Below are 19145 nucleotides of genomic sequence, written 5' to 3' on the forward strand. Positions count from 1 at the left end.
ATGATTCGCTGCCGCAGCGTGAATCAGTTAGCGAGTCAGCGAGATTAAGCTATTCAGCAATACATCAGGCCGATCGCCTGACAAATGTGCATCAACAGGTAAATACCACCAGTTTTCATCGGCAAATTCCCGGCACTTAACCGCATCTTTTTCCGTCATGACCAGCGTTTGCCCGGCGTCTACAAACGCACTGACGTCACTGTAGGTCAGAGACTGATGGTCTGCCAGCGCAATGCTTTTTTGCACGCTAGCACCACATGCTTTCAGCGTGGCAAAAAAACGCGGTGGATGACCAATGCCCGCCATGGCAACAATATTGGACAATTGCGCCACATCACGGCGTTCACCTGTACGTAAATTAACGGCCAGTCCCGGTTCAAGTCGCATAGGGATTTCCCCTGGTTGCGCAACGCCACCGTTAACAATAGTCGCATCCACCGATTTAAGGCGGCCTGCGCGTTCCCGCATTGGACCAGCGGGAAGCCACCAGCCGTTGCCAAACCGACGTTCGCCGTCAATGACTACGATTTCAACATCTCGCGCCAGACGATAGTGCTGTAGTCCATCGTCCGTCACAATAATCTGCACGTCGTGTTGGGCCAAAATGGCTTTTACCGCATCCGATCTTACCGGGGATACCGCTACCGGCACGCCGGTACGTTGGGCGATCAGCACAGGTTCATCGCCCGCCTCTGCGGTAGTAGTATCAGCTGTTAGCAACAGCGGGTAAGCAGTCGCTTTCCCGCCATAACCACGCGATACCACACCCACGCGAATCCCGCGTTGTCGCAGTTGTTCAACCAACCAAATCACCACCGGCGTTTTACCGTTTCCGCCCGCGGTAAGGTTTCCGACCACCACTACCGGGACTGGCGCGCGCCATGAGCGTTTAAGCCCCAACTTGTAGCATAAGCGGATCGCACCACTCACCAGGCCATACAGCCAGGAGAGTGGAAGTAACAATCGCCACAGCGGCGATTCACCAGACCAGATACGTGCGATCATTGACCAAATTGCATTTTGTGTAATTGCGCATACACTCCGCGCTGCTCAATCAGCTCGCTATGGGTTCCGCGTTCGACAATCAGACCATCCTCCACCACGATGATTTCGTCGGCTTGTTCAATGGTTGAAAGACGGTGAGCAATGACCAGAGAAGTACGGTTTTTCTGTAGCTCATCCAGCGCAGACTGAATCGCGCGTTCAGATTCAGTATCAAGAGCCGATGTTGCTTCATCAAGGATCAGAATTGGGCTGTCACGCAACAAGGCACGGGCGATAGCGATACGCTGACGTTGTCCGCCGGAAAGCAGGACGCCGTTTTCACCAATCACCGTATCCAGGCCATTATCCATCTTGTTGATGAAATCCATAGCGTAGGCCATCTGTGCCGCTTTTTCGATCTGCTCACGGCTGTACATATCGGTACGCGCATAGGCGATGTTGTTGGCAACCGTATCGTTAAACAAGTGCACATTCTGCGAAACCAACGCAACCTGATCGCGCAGTGATGCCAGGGTATATTCGCGCAGATCGTGTCCGTCCATCAGAATCTGCCCTTCATCAATATCGTAGAAGCGCGTAATCAGGCTGGCGATGGTGGATTTCCCTGAGCCCGAACGGCCAACCAGAGCAACGGTTTTACCCGCGGGAATATTCAGGTTGATGTTACGCAGAGCCGGTACTTCACGTCCCGGATAAGTGAACGTCACGTTGCGGAACTCGAGATCGCCGGTAGCGCGCTCGATCACACGTTTACCTTCATCTTTCTCCTGTTCGCTATCCAGAATCGTAAATAAAGTCTGGCATGCCGCCATACCGCGCTGGAACTGCGCGTTGACGTTGGTCAGCGATTTCAACGGACGCATTAATGCGATCATTGAGGAGAAGACAACCGTAATTGTCCCTGCTGTCAGATTTTCCATTACGCTTGGGAAGCTAGCCGCATATAACACGAAGGCCAGTGCCAAAGACGCAATCAGTTGGATGATAGGGTCGGAGATAGAAGAAGCGGAAACCATCTTCATACCCTGCAAACGCATCTTGTTGCTGACCTTATCAAAGCGCTTGGTTTCGACTTCCTGACCACCAAAAATCAGAACTTCTTTGTGGCCTTTCAGCATCTGCTCCGCACTGGTCGTAACCTGACCCATGGTGTTTTGCATGTTTTTACTGATGCTACGAAAGCGCTTGGAAACCACACGGATTGCCACTGACACAATTGGCGCCAGTACAATCAGGATCAGTGACAGCTGCCAGCTGTAATAGAACATCATGATAAACAGGCCAATAATTGAGGCCCCTTCACGCACCACGGTGATCAGCGCGCCGGAAGACGATGACGCAACCTGTTCTGAATCATAGGTAATACGCGATAACAATGTCCCTGTAGACTGTTTATCAAAAAAGGAGACGGGCATGCCCATCATATGGCCAAACAGGCGGCGGCGCATGGTCATGACCACTTTGCCTGACACCCATGAGATACAGTAGCTGGAGACATAGCTGGTTAAGCCACGAACTATCATCAGCCCAATGACCACCAGCGGCATCCACAGCAGCACCGAGCGATCCGTTTTACCAAAACCATCATCCAGTAATGGTTTAAGGAGCGATAACATGAAGGTATCGCTGGCCGCGTTAAGGACTAACGCTATACCCGCCACGATCAGACCCGATTTAAAAGGCGCTATGGTTGGCCATAGTCGGCGAAACGTCTGCCACGTAGAGAGATCTTTATCGTTATGCATTCAAAAAACCAGCATTTGTTAGAATAGCCGCATATTCTACCCGTTATCCTCCGACACGCCAAACCACTGATGATACCAACGAGGTAAAATCTGATCCCGCATGCTGCGTATGCGCCAGTTTTTTTGATAAAAATCCAGCGTAATCTGTCCCTGATGGGGGGTATCCAGCCATTGATAATTTTGTTGCCGATAACGTTGCTTAACTTTCCAGGACGGCAGACGCCAAGCGTTGTAACGGGATGCAGAGGCGAGTGCGACCTGCCCGTCAACCCGCTGAATGAGTGCCAGTGATGATGAAGTATTGCTGCCATGATGTGGAACCTGCATCACCGTCGACTGTAGGTGCTGCCAATAGTGACTTAGCATTTTTTGTTCAGCAGGAGATTCGATATCACCGGTCAGCAGAATACTCTGATATCCGTCATCGACCTTAACCACGCAGGAGTGGTTATTCCCCTGGTCTGTATTTCCACGCACAGGCCAGTACGCACTGAAGGTTAACCCTTGCCATTGCCAATGCTCTCCGCGAAAACACGGGAGATGACCTTTCCAGCTCAGCGGACTTCTTACCCATAGCGACGGCCAGGCTTGTTGTAAGGAGTGCAACCCGCCGCGGTGATCCATGTGCTCATGGCTTAAAATAATTCCTTCTGGCTCCAGATTATGCCAACGCAACCAGGGAATAATCAGCTGTTGTGCGCTATCGCCTTCAGGCCATGCCAGACCGGTATCGTAAAGCAGCGCTTTCCCATTTCGCGCGATTACCATCGCCAGCCCCTGCCCGACATCCAGCATATGCACTTGCCACACATCAGTACGCGGTGCACGCCAAAGCGGCCCACTCAGCAAAAGGAGCACAGAGAAACAGACCACCGGTAGCGTACGCAAGATATTTAGTCGCCATGCGATAATCATCATTCCGGGTAAAAATGCCAGCCATTGCCAGCGTGCATCAATATTGATCCACCCTTGAGGCAGACTTCTGAGCCCCCAAAATAGCAGCGCCAGAGAACGATCCACTAGATACCACAGGCTTGATTCAACCATCACCGTCCCGGCTAAATGCACGATCATGCCTGCTAATATCAAGGGTACGGAAACAAACGTGACCAAAGGGACGGCAAACAAATTAGCCAGAAACGAGGTCAGACTAAAACCGTGAAACATTGCGATTTGTACGGGAAGAAGCAGAAGCGTAATACCCATTTGCAGATGCGCCAGCGCCAGAAATTGACGTCCAGCACGCGACAGCGACCAGTCCGGGAGCGGTACCCATTGGTACCAGAACAGCAGTGCCGCAACGGCGGATGCAGACAACCATAGGCTTTGCGAAAGAACAGCAACAGGATCCACCACCACGATGGCTGCCAGACAGCAGATCCAGACCGACCATCCACTCCACTGCCTGCCGCTAAGTCTCAGCGCCCCCCAGACTAGCAGCGCAACAACCGTTCGTAATGCCGGGGGTTGCAGCCCCGTCAGCCAGGCATAAAATGTGGCGCAGACAATCCCACCCACTAATGGCATCTGCCAGCAAATCCACCTTGTTGGCATAAAAAATTGTCCAGCACGTATCAATCCTGCGGCCAGTAATGCTGCAAACGCAATATGCAGCCCGGAGATAGCCATCAAATGAGCCGTGCCGGTATCACGCATAATCGTTTTCACCTCTTGTGACACAGACAAGCGCTCCCCCATTCCCAGACCCAGTATGACCTGCTGCCAGGGAAAGTCGGTGAGTGCCGTTTTCAGCGAGGCGAGATACCGCGAACGCAAACTGCATTGTGGTGTGATTACCGAAGCCTGCAAGAATCGTCCCGTCAGCAGTTGATGCTGCGCCAATGCGTGACGCTGGCTATCAAATCCGCCTTCGTTTAATTGACCGTGTACAGCTCGGACTTTCAACGTCATCGCCCATGTCTGACCCGCACAAACATCACCGGGTAAATACTGCCCGTACAAGACGATTCCTTGCGCAGGAAAGATTCGTTTCCCCTGAAGGTGAGTGATCTGGCCGTAGTGCGTTGTCATATTGTCAGTTCCGGTTATCCGCACAATGGCTTGCTGGGTTTTCGCAGGCAGCGTATTACCGGCCCACAGAGCCTCTTTCGCGGCCAGGATTCCCCAAAGAAAAAACAGCAGGGTTAGTCCGGCGGAACGCATATATTTGTAGGGGAGAAAACAGAGCAGACATGCCAGACAAAATACAATGCCGATACACAACATGCCTGGCAGCATAGGTAATAGCATGAGTGGGAGAATGCCGAGTAATGCGCAGATACTCACCGTTGTTATTTTCATCAATCACCTCCCTGTTACAGGGAGTGTGCAGTACTCTTCGACGGTTGTCTGGCATCAATTTATCGTTATACGACCTGAGTTCCGCAGACATTTAGTGATGGTTGTAACGTACAAATTAACTGGGATGAGGATTCCAGGATAGGTGGACAGAAATGAAAAAAGCACCCATTTGGGTGCTTTTCTCGGCGTTAAGTCTCGCTAAAAACTTAACCGTAAATATTGGCGCGATCGCGCAGTTCTTTACCTGGTTTAAAGTGCGGAACGTATTTCCCTTCCAGATCCACTTTATCGCCGGTCTTCGGATTACGTCCGGTGCGTGGTGCGCGGTAATGCAAAGAGAAGCTGCCGAAACCGCGGATTTCAATACGCTCGCCCTGCGCAAGAGTCGAGGCCATATGTTCCAGCATCTCTTTAACTGCATCTTCAACCGCTTTCGCGGGAATATGAGGTTGCTGGGTTGCAAGTCTTTCAATCAATTCTGACTTGGTCATGATTCCTCCGGTTCCTTAAAGGCATAATTAGCTGCTGCATTGATTAAGGGCGGCCGTAGCCGCCCTTTGTCATTGATTACAGGACGAATCCTGTAATCTGTCAAGCTACTCGTCACCCTTTGTGCCGTTAACAGCACAAAGGATTTAGAGCACTCGATATTACTCGCCTTTAGCTGCTTTGAAAGCTTCAGCCATTGCGTTGTTAGAGAAGTTAGCATCTTCCTGTTTGTTAACAGTTGCGATTGCATCTTTCTCATCAGCTTCGTCTTTAGCACGAACAGACAGACTGATTGCACGGTTCTTACGATCAACGCCGGTGAATTTAGCTTCAACGTCGTCGCCTACGCTCAGAACCAGAGTTGCATCTTCAACGCGGTCACGTGAAGCTTCAGAAGCGCGCAGGTAACCTTCAACGCCGTCAGCCAGTTCTACGGTTGCGCCTTTAGCGTCAACTGCAGTGACTTTACCGTTTACGATTGCGCCTTTCTTGTTCAGTGCAACCCAGTTGTTGAACGGATCTTCTGCGAGCTGTTTAACGCCCAGAGAGATACGCTCGCGCTCTGCGTCAACCTGCAGAACAACTGCTGCGATTTCGTCGCCTTTTTTGTATTCACGAACTGCTTCTTCGCCTGCAACGTTCCAGGAGATGTCAGACAGGTGAACCAGGCCGTCGATGCCGCCGTCCAGGCCGATGAAGATACCGAAGTCAGTGATAGACTTGATTTTACCTTCAACACGGTCACCCTTGTTGTGGGTTTCCGCGAACTGCTGCCATGGGTTGTTTTTGCACTGCTTCAGACCCAGGGAGATACGACGACGTTCTTCGTCGATATCCAGAACCATAACTTCCACTACATCGCCAACGTTAACAACTTTGGACGGGTGGATGTTTTTGTTGGTCCAATCCATTTCGGAAACGTGAACCAGGCCTTCAACGCCTTCTTCGATTTCAACGAAGCAGCCGTAGTCGGTCAGGTTGGTCACGCGACCAGTCAGTTTGGTACCTTCCGGATAACGCTTAGCGATAGCTACCCATGGATCTTCGCCCAGCTGTTTCAGGCCCAGAGATACACGAGTACGCTCGCGGTCGAACTTCAGCACTTTAACAGTGATTTCGTCGCCAACGTTTACGATTTCGCTCGGATGCTTAACGCGTTTCCATGCCATGTCGGTGATGTGCAGCAGGCCGTCAACGCCACCCAGATCAACGAATGCACCGTAGTCAGTGAGGTTCTTAACGATACCTTTAACTTCCATGCCTTCCTGCAGGTTTTCCAGCAGCTGATCGCGTTCTGCGCTGTTTTCGGATTCGATAACGGCACGACGGGAAACAACAACGTTGTTACGCTTCTGATCCAGCTTGATTACTTTGAATTCAAGCTCTTTGCCTTCCAGGTGCAGCGTGTCGCGGACCGGACGAACGTCTACCAGGGAACCCGGCAGGAACGCGCGAATACCATTCAGCTCAACAGTGAAGCCACCCTTGACTTTGCCATTGATAACACCAGTAACGGTTGCAGCTTCTTCGTAAGCTTTTTCCAGCGTGATCCAAGCTTCGTGACGTTTAGCTTTTTCACGGGACAGCAGGGTTTCACCGAAGCCGTCTTCTACTGCATCCAGAGCAACGTCAACTTCGTCACCAACCTGGATTTCCAGCTCGCCCTGGGCGTTTTTGAACTGCTCTGCCGGAATGGCGGACTCAGATTTCAGACCAGCGTCAACCAGTACTACGTCTTTGTCGATAGCAACAACAACACCACGAACGATGGAACCCGGACGGGTTTCGATTTCTTTTAAGGATTCTTCAAACAGTTGAGCAAAAGATTCAGTCATGTTTAATCTTCAGGTTTCATATTTAACGTCCACCTGGCTCCATGCCGGATGGGGTTGTTTAACATACCCGCTGTCAATCCATTGCAACGGGGGTACTGCAAATTCGGTCGCACTTAAGCGAGAGCCAGTTTTTGGCGCGCGTATTGTAACGCTTTTTCAATCACTTGCTCAATGCTTAATCGGGTTGAATCCAAAACTAAAGCATCAGCAGCGGGAACCAGCGGCGCTACAGCACGATTACGATCGCGATAATCGCGTTCTTCGATCTCGGCCAAAAGGCGTTCAAAGTTAACACTAAAGCCCTTCTCCTGCAACTGTAGCATACGTCTATGCGCACGTTCTTGCGAGGAGGCGTCCAGAAAAATTTTCACCGGCGCATCCGGAAACACCACGGTGCCCATATCACGTCCATCAGCAATCAGACCTGGGGATTCGCGAAATGCGCGTTGACGACGTAATAACGCTTCACGCACGCGGGGAAACGCCGCAACCTGAGAGGCGGCATTCGCTACTTCCTGAGTACGTATTTCACCGCTGACATCTTCACCTTCAAGAATGACTTCCAGGTTGCCGTCTGTTGAGATAAAACGCACATCAAGGTGTGAGGCAAGCGGTACCAGAGCATCTTCAGATGTGACATCAACATGGTGATGTAACGCTGCGAGCGCCAGTACGCGGTAGATCGCGCCTGAATCTAACAGATGCCACTGCAATGCTTCCGCCATTGCCTTGCACAAGGTGCCTTTACCTGCACCACTTGGGCCATCAATGGTAATAACCGGGGCAATTGCCGTCATCTTTTTCTCCTTAAACGGGCGTACATTAACGTGAACGCCGCGCATTATACGCGCCAACGCCAACGATCGTTATCTTTGTGTGAAAAATGCAGAATCATTGAAGCTGAGTGTAGAATAAATAGGCAATCGGAGATGTCAGAATGTGCCGCACCCGAAAGTGCGGCAATAAAATCAGGCAGATGTACTAATACGAGCCAACTGTTCGAAATAATCCGGGAAGGTTTTGGCGGTACATTTTGGGTCAAGAATGGTCACCGGCGTGTCAGACAGCGCCACCAGCGAGAAACACATCGCCATGCGGTGATCGTTGTAGGTCGCGATGTCCGCAAATTGCAATGTTGCAGGCGGGGTGATGCGGATAAAGTCATGCCCCTCTTCCACTTCCGCGCCCACTTTGCGTAACTCCGTCGCCATCGCGAACAGACGATCGGTCTCTTTGACGCGCCAGTTGTAGATATTACGTAATGTCGTGGTGCCTTTAGCGAACAGCGCCGCCGTTGCAATGGTCATCGCCGCATCAGGAATATGGTTCATATCCATATCCACTGCGTTCAACTCGCCGTGAGTACAGGCAATAAAATCGTCGCCCCATGTAATGGTTGCGCCCATTTTCTCCAGTACATCGGCAAAACGAATATCACCCTGCATGCTGTTGCGGCCAATCCCGGTAACTTTTACCGTACCGCCTTTAATAGCACCTGCCGCGAGGAAATAGGAAGCGGAAGAAGCATCACCTTCAACCAGGTATGCACCCGGTGACTGATACTGCTGCTGCCCCTTCACGACAAAGCGCTGGTAGTTTTGATTTTCAATTTCAACACCAAACGTTTTCATCAGGTTCAGTGTGATATCAATGTAAGGTTTGGATACCAGATCACCTTTAATTGCTATCGTCGTATCCTGTGGCGCCAGCGGCGCAGTCATCAGCAACGCAGTGAGGAACTGGCTGGAAACGCTACCGTCTACCTCAACCTGGCCTCCGGTAAAGCCACCACGCAGACGTAAAGGGGGATAGTTTTCCTGCTCCAGATAGTCAATTTTGGCTCCGCCCTGGCGCAGCGCATCAACCAAATGGCCAATCGGGCGCTCTTTCATGCGCGGTTCGCCCGTCAGCACGATGTCATTGCTGCCCAGACATAGCGCTGCGGCCAGTGGGCGCATTGCGGTTCCGGCGTTGCCAAGGAACAGCTCAACTGCACCTTCTGCGTGCAACGCACCGCCATTGCCAACTATCTCGCAGCGGGTACGATCGGCAGAAAGGGTATAGCTAATCCCTAACGCATTCAGAGCATTGAGCATATGGCGAACATCATCGCTGTCCAGCAGATTGGTCAGGACAGTGGTGCCATTGGCTAATGCAGCCAGCAGCAAAGCGCGGTTAGAAACACTTTTGGATCCAGGCAGATTGATGGTGCCATCCACCCGCGCAATGGGTTGTAACGTCAGGGATTCCATGAAACTCGACTCTCAAAAAACAGACATAAAAACCCCACAGACGGGCTGTGGGGATGAAAAGTACAGCAGATTAGCCGCGGCGGCGTTCGAAATCGACCATGAAATCGGTCAGTGCTTTAACACCTTCAAGCGGCATGGCATTGTAGATGGACGCACGCATACCGCCGACCACACGATGCCCTTTCAGCGCGTGCAGGCCCGCAGCAAAAGACTCTTCAAGGAACAGTTTATCCAATGCGCTGTCAGCCAGCTGGAACGGGACGTTCATGCGTGAACGGTTGGATTTCGCCACATCGTTACGGTAGAAATCGCTGTTATCGATTACGCCGTAGAGCAATTCCGCTTTTTGCTGGTTAATTTTATCCATCGCATTAACACCGCCCTGCTTTTTCAGCCATTTAAAGACCAGGCCAGACAGATACCAGGCAAAGGTTGGCGGCGTATTGAACATGGAATCGTTGTCATTCAGCACGGTATAGTCGAGGATTGACGGGCATGAGACATGAGCTTTACCCAGCAAATCTTCACGGACGATGACAATCGTCAGACCGGCCGGGCCGATATTTTTCTGTGCCCCGGCATAAATTACGCCATAACGACTAACGTCAAGCGGTGCGGAAAGAATGGTAGAGGACAGATCCGCCGTGACCACAACGTTGCTGGCAAAATTCGGCGTTTCATCGATCGCAATGCCATCGATGGTTTCGTTCGGGCAATAGTGCAGGTATGCCGCGTTATCAGAAAGTTGCCATTCACTCATCGGCTTAACAGCACGCAGGCCGTCCACGGTGACTTTGGCATCAATAACGTTTGGCGTGCAGTATTTTTTCGCTTCTTTAATTGCGCTGGCGGCCCAATAACCGGCATCGACGTAATCCGCGGTGGTTTTATCGCCCAGAATATTTAACGGGATACCCGCGAACTGCCCGCGACCACCGCCATGGCAGAACAACACTTTATAGTTGGAGGGGATGCTGAGAAGATCGCGAAAATCCTGCTCCGCTTCCTCTGCGACCTGGATGAATTCTTTGCCACGGTGGCTAATTTCCATCACTGACGTGCCAAGACCGTTCCAGTCACAAAGATCCTGTTGAGCCAGTTTAAGTACTTCTGCCGGTAACATTGCCGGACCTGAACTAAAATTGAAGACCTGAGCCATTTCCCCTCACCACGTTGTGTTGTTGTCCAATCAACATCCTGTCATTGACGATAATCCGGTGACAGACATTGGTATAAGTTATTCCTGTGGATATCGGTTTTATCATTCAGTGACACGCGCCGCAATGGGTAAAACTGGCAAGGGTAAAAATGTGTCATCGGTCACACAACAGAATCTATCGGATTGACGGGTAAAAACCGAGATTTTTGCTGTCAGGTAACCCGTTTTGCCCGACTGGCCTTCGACCATTCTGGATTTGCACAGCGCGGACATAATTGATGATCTCCGGCCTTCATTTGCACCACTTCGCTACAACGTATGCAGGCATAGTCCCCTGCTTCAGGTATTACTTTAAATCGTTGCGTACAACGTTTAGGCAAAATACTGAGCCCCGGCTTTACGTCTTCATCGGCAAAGAAGTAGACGCTGATTTGCCCATTCGTCTCCAGAATAGCCAGTTTCACTTGTCCCAATTGCTCCACGCCGTTCAAACGCAGTTCCATAAAGAATTCAAATTCCGTCATATTGGCGCTATTGAGCTTTGACCATGCCAGCTCGCCGTCTTCAATGATCACGACGGGTTTGCCCTCCAGCAGGTCCTCCATTTTTTCACTATGCGCCATTAGCCACATTACCAGCCGATACAGCACAGCAAGAGTAATAAAGACCACCAGCACCGGCAGCATCGGAACATCGTCATAAAACGCCACGTCTCCCGCGGCGGAACCCAGCGTAAGGATGATAAGGACTTCAAAAAGCGACATCTGGCGTACGCCACGACGTCCGGTGATTTTTAAAAACAGAAAAACCAATATAAAGGTGTAAAGGCTGCGTAGCGCAACTTCCCCCAGAAAATCCATGGGCACCTTATCAAGCGCCATACGGTGTAAATCGAAAGCTTTCATTAATATGCTCTAAACGTGATTGGCTGTAAGAAAGCATAGCCAATGCTTTTATTTACGCATGGGCTCCGGCGACGATAGCGCCGTTCATTGAAAACCCGTATCATTGCGCGCTTTCCGTACGACAAAAGTGATTTTCATGACGCAAACATTTATCCCCGGCAAAGATGCCGCTCTGGAAGACTCCATCGCTCGCTTCCAGCAAAAATTGCTCGACCTCGGTTTTCAAATTGAAGAAGCTTCGTGGTTGAATCCCGTCCCTAACGTCTGGTCTGTACATATTCGCGACAAAGAATGCGCGCTGTGCTTCACCAACGGTAAAGGCGCGACAAAAAAAGCGGCGCTGGCTTCTGCGCTGGGCGAATACTTTGAGCGTCTGTCGACTAACTACTTCTTTGCCGATTTCTGGCTGGGCGAAACTATCGCCAATGGCCCCTTCGTACATTACCCGAACGAAAAATGGTTCCCGCTGACTGAAGAAGACGATGTTCCAGAAGGTTTACTGGATGCGCGTCTGCGTGCATTTTACGATCCAGATAACGAACTGACCGGCAGCATGCTTATCGATCTACAGTCTGGTAATGAAGAGCGTGGCGTCTGTGGCCTGCCGTTTACCCGCCAGTCTGATAACCAGACCGTCTACATTCCGATGAATATTATCGGCAACCTGTATGTTTCTAACGGCATGTCTGCGGGTAACACACCTAACGAAGCTCGCGTTCAGGGCCTGTCTGAAGTCTTTGAGCGCCATGTGAAGAACCGTATTATCGCCGAAAGCATCAGCCTGCCAGAAATCCCGGCCGAGGTGATGGCGCGCTATCCGGCAGTGGTGGAGTCCATCGCCACACTGGAAGCGGAAGGTTTCCCAATTTTTGCCTACGATGGCTCGCTGGGCGGCAAGTATCCGGTGATTTGCGTTGTCCTGTTCAACCCGGCCAACGGTACCTGCTTTGCCTCCTTCGGCGCACACCCGGATTTCGGCGTTGCGCTGGAGCGTACCGTGACTGAACTGCTGCAGGGCCGTGGTCTGAAGGATCTTGATGTCTTCACCCCACCGACCTTCGACGATGAGGAAGTGGCAGAACATACCAACCTTGAAACTCACTTCATCGATTCCAGCGGTCTGATCTCCTGGGATCTGTTCAAGCAGGATGCCGACTATCCGTTCGTTGACTGGAATTTCTCCGGCACCACGGAAGAAGAGTTCGCCACCCTGATGGCCATCTTCAATGCTGAAGATAAAGAAGTGTATATCGCTGACTATGAGCACCTGGGCGTTTACGCGTGCCGCATTATTGTTCCGGGAATGTCTGACATCTATCCGGCAGAAGATCTGTGGTTAGCCAACAACGCTATGGGCACCCATCTGCGTGACACCATTCTCTCTCTGCCAGGCAGTGAGTGGGATAAAGAAGACTACCTCAATCTGATTGAACAGTTGGATGAAGAAGGTTTTGACGACTTCACCCGCGTGCGCGAGCTGCTCGGTCTGGCGACCGGTGCGGATAACGGTTGGTACACCCTGCGTATTGGCGAGCTTAAAGTGATGCTGGCGCTGGCCGGTGGCGATCTGGAGCAGGCCCTGGTGTGGACCGAATGGACGATGGAATTTAACGCCTCCGTCTTTAGCGCGGAACGTGCAAACTACTATCGCTGCCTGCAAACATTGTTGCTACTGTCTCAGGAAGAAGACCGTCAGCCGCTGCAGTATCTGAACGCATTCGTCCGCATGTACGGCGCTGAGGCGGTTGAAGCGGCAAGTGCGGCACTGAGTGGTGAAGCGCCGTTTTATGGGCTTCAGCCAGTAGACAGCGATCTGCACGCATTCCCGGCACATCAGTCTCTGCTGAAAGCCTATGAGAAATTGCAACGCGCGAAAGCGGCACACTGGTCAAAATAGTGACAAACAACTTGCCCCGAGTAGGCTAAATGTATTGTCTGAGCTATATTACGGGGCGCTTAAAGCGCCCCGTTTTTTATTTTGGTCAAACCAAAAAATAAATGTAAAAGCAAGGTTAAATATTAGTAGTTGATATTAAAAAAATTAGCTTATTAATGTGGTTTTTTATCTCAATTACTCCATTTTAATTAACCGTCCCATAGGAGGCTGAAAGAAAAAATTCAACTCACTTTATAATTTTTAAAATTTATTTTTATATGGATAATCAACATGTTACACCGTAATCGCATAAAAACCATGCGTCTTACGGGCCTATAAGCCAGGCGAGATATGATCTATATCAAATTCTCATCTATAATGCTTTGTTAGTATCTCGTCGCCGACTTAATAAAGAGAGAGTTAGTGTGAAAGCTGACAACCCTTTTGATCTTATTCTACCTGCTGCAATGGCCAAAGTTGCCGAAGAAGCAGGCGTCTATAAAGCAACGAAACATCCGCTTAAGACGTTCTATCTGGCAATTACTGCCGGTGTATTCATTTCAATTGCCTTTGTTTTCTATATCACCGCCACAACCGGCACTGGTACTATGCCTTTCGGCATGGCGAAATTAGTAGGTGGTATCTGCTTTTCCCTGGGGCTGATCCTTTGTGTTGTCTGCGGTGCAGACCTCTTCACTTCAACCGTACTGATCGTCGTTGCTAAAGCCAGTGGTCGTATTACCTGGGGTCAGTTAGCGAAAAACTGGCTTAACGTTTATGTCGGCAACCTGATTGGCGCCCTGATCTTTGTGTTACTCATGTGGCTTTCTGGCGAGTATATGACCGCCAACGGCGCATGGGGGCTCAACGTTCTGCAAACAGCCGACCACAAAGTGCACCATACTTTTGTTGAGGCAGTGAGCCTTGGTATCCTGGCTAACCTGATGGTGTGTCTGGCCGTATGGATGAGCTACTCAGGCCGCAGCCTGATGGACAAAGCGTTTATCATGGTATTACCGGTCGCAATGTTTGTTGCCAGCGGTTTTGAGCACAGTATCGCAAACATGTTTATGATCCCTATGGGTATTGTAATACGCGATTTCGCCACCCCGGAATTCTGGACCGCAGTTGGGTCTTCTCCGGAGAATTTTTCTCACCTGACCGTGATGAATTTCATCACCGATAACCTGATTCCGGTTACGATCGGTAACATTATCGGCGGCGGTTTGTTGGTCGGGTTGACATACTGGGTCATTTATCTGCGTGGTAACGATCATCATTAATCTGTTGATGCCCATTACACGCAGTAAATAAAAAATCCACTTAAGAAGGTAGGTGTTACATGTCCGAGCTTAATGAAAAGTTAGCCACAGCCTGGGAAGGTTTTACCAAAGGTGATTGGCAGAATGAAGTAAACGTACGTGACTTCATTCAGAAAAACTACACTCCGTATGAGGGTGACGAGTCCTTCCTGGCTGGCGCAACTGATGCGACCACTGCACTGTGGGACAGCGTGATGGAAGGCGTTAAACAGGAAAACCGCACTCACGCGCCTGTTGACTTTGACACCTCCGTTGCTTCTACCATCACTTCTCACGACGCTGGCTACATCAACAAAGCGCTCGAGAAGATTGTTGGTCTGCAGACTGAAGCTCCGCTGAAACGTGCGATCATTCCGTTTGGCGGCATCAAAATGGTTGAAGGTTCCTGCAAAGCGTACAATCGCGAACTGGACCCGATGCTGAAAAAAATCTTCACCGAATACCGCAAAACCCACAACCAGGGCGTATTCGATGTTTACACCAAAGACATTCTGAACTGCCGTAAATCCGGTGTTCTGACTGGTCTGCCAGATGCGTATGGCCGTGGCCGTATCATCGGTGACTACCGTCGCGTTGCGCTGTACGGTATCGACTACCTGATGAAAGACAAATACGCTCAGTTCGTCTCTCTGCAGTCCGATCTGGAAAACGGCGTAAACCTGGAAGCAACTATCCGTCTGCGTGAAGAAATCGCTGAACAGCACCGCGCTCTGGGTCAGATCAAAGAAATGGCTGCTAAATATGGCTGCGATATCTCTGGTCCGGCTACCAACGCTCAGGAAGCTATCCAGTGGACTTACTTCGGCTACCTGGCCGCAGTTAAATCTCAGAACGGTGCAGCAATGTCCTTCGGTCGCGTATCCACCTTCCTGGATGCTTACATCGAACGTGACCTGAAAGCAGGCAAAATCACCGAGCAAGACGCACAGGAAATGATCGACCACCTGGTCATGAAACTGCGTATGGTTCGCTTCCTGCGTACTCCTGAATATGATGAACTGTTCTCCGGTGACCCGATTTGGGCAACTGAATCAATCGGTGGTATGGGCGTTGATGGCCGTACTCTGGTTACCAAAAACAGCTTCCGCTTCCTGAACACCCTGTACACCATGGGTCCTTCTCCGGAGCCGAACATCACTGTTCTGTGGTCTGAAAAACTGCCTCTGAACTTCAAGAAATTCGCCGCTAAAGTGTCCATCGACACCTCTTCTCTGCAGTACGAGAACGATGACCTGATGCGTCCGGACTTCAACAACGACGACTACGCTATCGCTTGCTGCGTAAGCCCGATGGTTGTTGGTAAACAAATGCAGTTCTTCGGTGCGCGTGCAAACCTGGCGAAAACCATGCTGTACGCAATCAACGGTGGCGTTGATGAAAAACTGAAAATGCAGGTTGGTCCTAAATCTGAACCGATCAAAGGCGACGTTCTGAACTTCGACGAAGTTATGGACCGCATGGATCACTTCATGGATTGGCTGGCTAAACAGTACGTCACCGCGCTGAACGTTATCCACTACATGCACGACAAGTACAGCTACGAAGCCTCTCTGATGGCGCTGCACGACCGTGACGTTATCCGCACCATGGCGTGTGGTATCGCTGGTCTGTCCGTTGCTGCTGACTCCCTGTCTGCAATCAAATATGCGAAAGTTAAACCGATTCGTGACGAAGACGGTCTGGCTATCGACTTCGAAATCGAAGGCGAATACCCGCAGTTTGGTAACAACGACTCTCGCGTTGATGACATGGCGGTTGACCTGGTAGAACGTTTCATGAAGAAAATTCAGAAACTGACTACTTATCGTAACGCTATCCCGACTCAGTCTGTTCTGACCATCACCTCTAACGTGGTTTATGGTAAGAAAACTGGTAACACCCCAGATGGTCGTCGTGCTGGCGCGCCGTTCGGACCGGGTGCTAACCCAATGCACGGTCGTGACCAGAAAGGTGCTGTTGCCTCTCTGACCTCCGTTGCTAAACTGCCGTTTGCTTACGCTAAAGATGGTATTTCTTACACCTTCTCTATCGTTCCGAACGCACTGGGTAAAGACGACGAAGTTCGTAAGACCAACCTGGCTGGTCTGATGGATGGTTACTTCCACCACGAAGCGTCCATCGAAGGTGGTCAGCACCTGAACGTGAACGTCATGAACCGCGAAATGCTGCTGGATGCGATGGAACATCCGGAAAAATATCCGCAGCTGACCATCCGCGTTTCTGGCTACGCAGTACGTTTTAACTCCCTGACTAAAGAACAGCAGCAGGACGTTATTACTCGTACCTTCACTCAGACCATGTAATTGGTTTTGACTGAAATCGTACTTTAAAAAGCGTACAATAAAGGCTCCACGTAAGTGGGGCCTTTTTAATAGCCTGCTTTGTCAGCTATCTATACTTATATACTCGATGGATTTCGAGTTGCATTGAGGCGGCAACGGAGTGAATCCCCTGGAGCGTACAGAAGTACGTGACTGGGGTGAGCGAAAGAAGCTAACAAAGATGCAGCTTGAAAGACGAAAAGTATGGATAGCAGCCAAAACAGACTCGACACAGTTAATAACTGTGCACTAACACTGGCCCCGGATGGGCCACACCTGGAGAAACACCGCAATGTCAGTTATTGGTCGCATTCACTCCTTTGAATCCTGTGGCACTGTTGATGGCCCGGGCATCCGCTTTATTACCTTCTTTCAGGGCTGCCTGATGCGCTGCCTGTATTGCCATAACCGTGACACGTGGGATACACACGGCGGTAAAGAAGTCACCGTCGACGAATTAATGAAAGAGGTGGTGACCTATCGCCACTTTATGAACGCATCCGGCGGCGGCGTGACGGCGTCTGGCGGCGAAGCTATCCTGCAAGCTGAATTCGTACGTGACTGGTTCCGCGCTTGTAAAAAAGAAGGTATTCATACCTGTCTGGATACCAACGGTTTTGTTCGCCGCTACGATCCGGTGATCGATGAGCTGCTGGAAGTCACCGACCTGGTCATGCTCGACCTCAAACAGATGAACGATGAAATCCATCAGAATCTGGTCGGCGTATCTAACCATCGTACGCTGGAGTTCGCGCGTTACCTGTCAAACAAAGACATCAAAGTGTGGATCCGCTATGTTGTCGTACCTGGCTGGTCTGATGACGATGACTCCGCGCACCGCCTCGGCGAATTTACCCGCGATATGGGTAACGTTGAAAAAATCGAGCTGCTGCCTTACCACGAGCTGGGCAAACACAAATGGGTAGCAATGGGCGAAGAGTACAAACTGGATGGCGTCAAACCACCGAAGAAAGAGACCATGGAGCGCGTGAAGTGCATTCTCGAGCAATATGGACATAAAGTGATGTATTGAGTTTTAGCCACCACGAAACGGCTGCCCTGAACGGCAGCCGTTTTGCTATCTAAGCGACAACCACTCGAATTATAGGAAAGGACGCCATGCGGTTATTCATTTCTGGCATGTTGCTGTTATCTGCCCAATACGTAAATGCCGCCAGCAACTGTGATATCAACGCCATTGTGCAACATGCATGGCCGGATGCAAAACCGACAGCGGAAGGCAAGCTACTCACACAGCATAATCAGGTTATCGAAATCACAGGTAACTCACCGCAAAGCGCAATTTGCCGTGTCTGGCCAGCCCACCCGGAACTGACCTTAGCGGCGATCCCGCTGATGGCACAACAATATAGCGATTACGATCGCATTGGCGATCTGGAGCTTCTGGTACTGGATTCCACAAGCCTCGACGTAAAACAGCGGCTACGCCTGCCCGAACGTATGAATGACGATGCCATTCAAATTACCGGTCTGGCGCTGGATACTGCGCGCTGGAAAGTTACCCCAGATCAGACCGCATTTGGCTTACGAGTCACCCGCACCGGCAGTTCCCGTGTAAATCCTTATAGTGAAGATGCGCTATCGCTGTTTGTTATTGAAAATAATCAACTACGGGCGGTAATAAACGGAATCGTACTTGAGAATAGCACCGGTGAATGGGACGGGAACTGTGTGGGAACATTCCACGATATTAAACGCACCCTTGCCCTTGCGCCTGATTCACATAATGGATACTTCGATATTCGGGTAAACGAGAAAAACGTGGAATCAACGGCCTATACAGACGCCAACGAGCAGTGCGCATCAAAGGATAAACCGGGGAAAGCCAGTTGGGTACTGCGTTATGATGGCAAACAGTATGCCATCCCAAAAGAACTGTCCCCGTTGTTTTGAGAGGTAAAGCAGGAGATAGCA

At 50.6% G+C, this 19145-nt stretch carries 14 protein-coding genes; 5 read left to right on the plus strand and 9 right to left on the minus strand.

The window, feature by feature from the left end:
- Positions 1 to 27: 27 nt before the first annotated feature.
- The 9 genes from lpxK to OGX83_RS09500 all read right to left on the minus strand — a co-directional run bounded on the left by lpxK (position 28) and on the right by OGX83_RS09500 (position 11691).
- Positions 28 to 1005, minus strand: coding sequence for a tetraacyldisaccharide 4'-kinase (lpxK, locus tag OGX83_RS09460; RefSeq protein ID WP_286587873.1), 978 nt, complete (start codon positions 1003 to 1005; stop codon positions 28 to 30).
- On the minus strand, positions 1002 to 2750 hold the full coding sequence (msbA, locus tag OGX83_RS09465; protein ID WP_048214571.1) for a lipid A ABC transporter ATP-binding protein/permease MsbA: 1749 nt from the start codon (positions 2748 to 2750) through the stop codon (positions 1002 to 1004). The genes lpxK and msbA overlap by 4 nt, the downstream gene beginning before the upstream one ends.
- A gap of 36 nt (positions 2751 to 2786) precedes the next feature.
- Entirely contained in the window at positions 2787 to 5051 is a 2265-nt protein-coding gene (locus OGX83_RS09470) for a ComEC family protein (protein WP_286587875.1), read from the minus strand.
- A 206-nt stretch (positions 5052 to 5257) separates the two neighbouring features.
- Positions 5258 to 5542 carry an integration host factor subunit beta gene (ihfB, locus tag OGX83_RS09475; protein ID WP_003035780.1) on the minus strand — a complete coding sequence of 95 codons (285 nt, stop codon included), beginning with the start codon at positions 5540 to 5542 and terminating at the stop codon, positions 5258 to 5260.
- Between the two features lie 159 nt (positions 5543 to 5701).
- The gene (gene rpsA / locus OGX83_RS09480; protein ID WP_003035776.1) at positions 5702 to 7375 is read right to left on the minus strand and encodes a 30S ribosomal protein S1; all 1674 of its coding nucleotides are present in this window, start codon (positions 7373 to 7375) and stop codon (positions 5702 to 5704) included.
- Between the two features lie 113 nt (positions 7376 to 7488).
- The gene (gene cmk / locus OGX83_RS09485) at positions 7489 to 8172 is read right to left on the minus strand and encodes a (d)CMP kinase (RefSeq protein WP_003831921.1); all 684 of its coding nucleotides are present in this window, start codon (positions 8170 to 8172) and stop codon (positions 7489 to 7491) included.
- Between the two features lie 171 nt (positions 8173 to 8343).
- Entirely contained in the window at positions 8344 to 9627 is a 1284-nt protein-coding gene (gene aroA, locus OGX83_RS09490) for a 3-phosphoshikimate 1-carboxyvinyltransferase (protein ID WP_103015115.1), read from the minus strand.
- Between the two features lie 70 nt (positions 9628 to 9697).
- Entirely contained in the window at positions 9698 to 10786 is a 1089-nt protein-coding gene (gene serC / locus OGX83_RS09495; RefSeq protein WP_032942886.1) for a 3-phosphoserine/phosphohydroxythreonine transaminase, read from the minus strand.
- Between the two features lie 212 nt (positions 10787 to 10998).
- Entirely contained in the window at positions 10999 to 11691 is a 693-nt protein-coding gene (locus OGX83_RS09500; protein ID WP_008784261.1) for a DUF421 domain-containing protein, read from the minus strand.
- Between the two features lie 136 nt (positions 11692 to 11827).
- Here OGX83_RS09500 and ycaO point away from each other — a divergent pair, with 136 nt between their 5' ends.
- The 5 genes from ycaO (at position 11828) to OGX83_RS09525 (ending at position 19124) form a co-directional block, all read left to right on the plus strand.
- Positions 11828 to 13588, plus strand: a complete 1761-nt coding sequence (gene ycaO / locus OGX83_RS09505; RefSeq protein ID WP_020996515.1) for a 30S ribosomal protein S12 methylthiotransferase accessory factor YcaO — start codon at positions 11828 to 11830, stop codon at positions 13586 to 13588.
- A gap of 404 nt (positions 13589 to 13992) precedes the next feature.
- Positions 13993 to 14850 (plus strand): formate transporter FocA, encoded by an 858-nt coding sequence (focA, locus tag OGX83_RS09510; protein WP_003831909.1) that lies wholly within the window; start codon positions 13993 to 13995, stop codon positions 14848 to 14850.
- A 59-nt stretch (positions 14851 to 14909) separates the two neighbouring features.
- Complete coding sequence (pflB, locus tag OGX83_RS09515; protein ID WP_003035753.1) at positions 14910 to 17192, plus strand: formate C-acetyltransferase; 2283 nt, start codon at positions 14910 to 14912, stop codon at positions 17190 to 17192.
- A gap of 310 nt (positions 17193 to 17502) precedes the next feature.
- Positions 17503 to 18243 (plus strand): pyruvate formate lyase 1-activating protein, encoded by a 741-nt coding sequence (gene pflA, locus OGX83_RS09520; RefSeq protein WP_286587879.1) that lies wholly within the window; start codon positions 17503 to 17505, stop codon positions 18241 to 18243.
- 86 nt (positions 18244 to 18329) lie between these two features.
- Positions 18330 to 19124 (plus strand): PA3715 family protein, encoded by a 795-nt coding sequence (locus OGX83_RS09525; RefSeq protein ID WP_286587881.1) that lies wholly within the window; start codon positions 18330 to 18332, stop codon positions 19122 to 19124.
- Positions 19125 to 19145 lie beyond the last annotated feature (21 nt).

The sequence above is a fragment of the Citrobacter sp. Cpo074 genome, assembly GCF_030332745.1.
GTDB lineage: Bacteria > Pseudomonadota > Gammaproteobacteria > Enterobacterales > Enterobacteriaceae > Citrobacter > Citrobacter portucalensis.

Coding starts and splice junctions, on each gene's coding strand:
- pflB (WP_003035753.1), top strand. CDS start 14,910: ATGTCCGAGCTTAATGAAAAGTTAGCCACAGCCTGGGAAGGTTTTACC.
- aroA (WP_103015115.1), bottom strand. CDS start 9,627: ATGGAATCCCTGACGTTACAACCCATTGCGCGGGTGGATGGCACCATC.
- lpxK (WP_286587873.1), bottom strand. CDS start 1,005: ATGATCGCACGTATCTGGTCTGGTGAATCGCCGCTGTGGCGATTGTTA.
- cmk (WP_003831921.1), bottom strand. CDS start 8,172: ATGACGGCAATTGCCCCGGTTATTACCATTGATGGCCCAAGTGGTGCA.
- rpsA (WP_003035776.1), bottom strand. CDS start 7,375: ATGACTGAATCTTTTGCTCAACTGTTTGAAGAATCCTTAAAAGAAATC.
- pflA (WP_286587879.1), top strand. CDS start 17,503: ATGTCAGTTATTGGTCGCATTCACTCCTTTGAATCCTGTGGCACTGTT.
- ycaO (WP_020996515.1), top strand. CDS start 11,828: ATGACGCAAACATTTATCCCCGGCAAAGATGCCGCTCTGGAAGACTCC.
- msbA (WP_048214571.1), bottom strand. CDS start 2,750: ATGCATAACGATAAAGATCTCTCTACGTGGCAGACGTTTCGCCGACTA.
- OGX83_RS09525 (WP_286587881.1), top strand. CDS start 18,330: ATGCGGTTATTCATTTCTGGCATGTTGCTGTTATCTGCCCAATACGTA.
- serC (WP_032942886.1), bottom strand. CDS start 10,786: ATGGCTCAGGTCTTCAATTTTAGTTCAGGTCCGGCAATGTTACCGGCA.
- OGX83_RS09470 (WP_286587875.1), bottom strand. CDS start 5,051: ATGAAAATAACAACGGTGAGTATCTGCGCATTACTCGGCATTCTCCCA.
- OGX83_RS09500 (WP_008784261.1), bottom strand. CDS start 11,691: ATGAAAGCTTTCGATTTACACCGTATGGCGCTTGATAAGGTGCCCATG.
- ihfB (WP_003035780.1), bottom strand. CDS start 5,542: ATGACCAAGTCAGAATTGATTGAAAGACTTGCAACCCAGCAACCTCAT.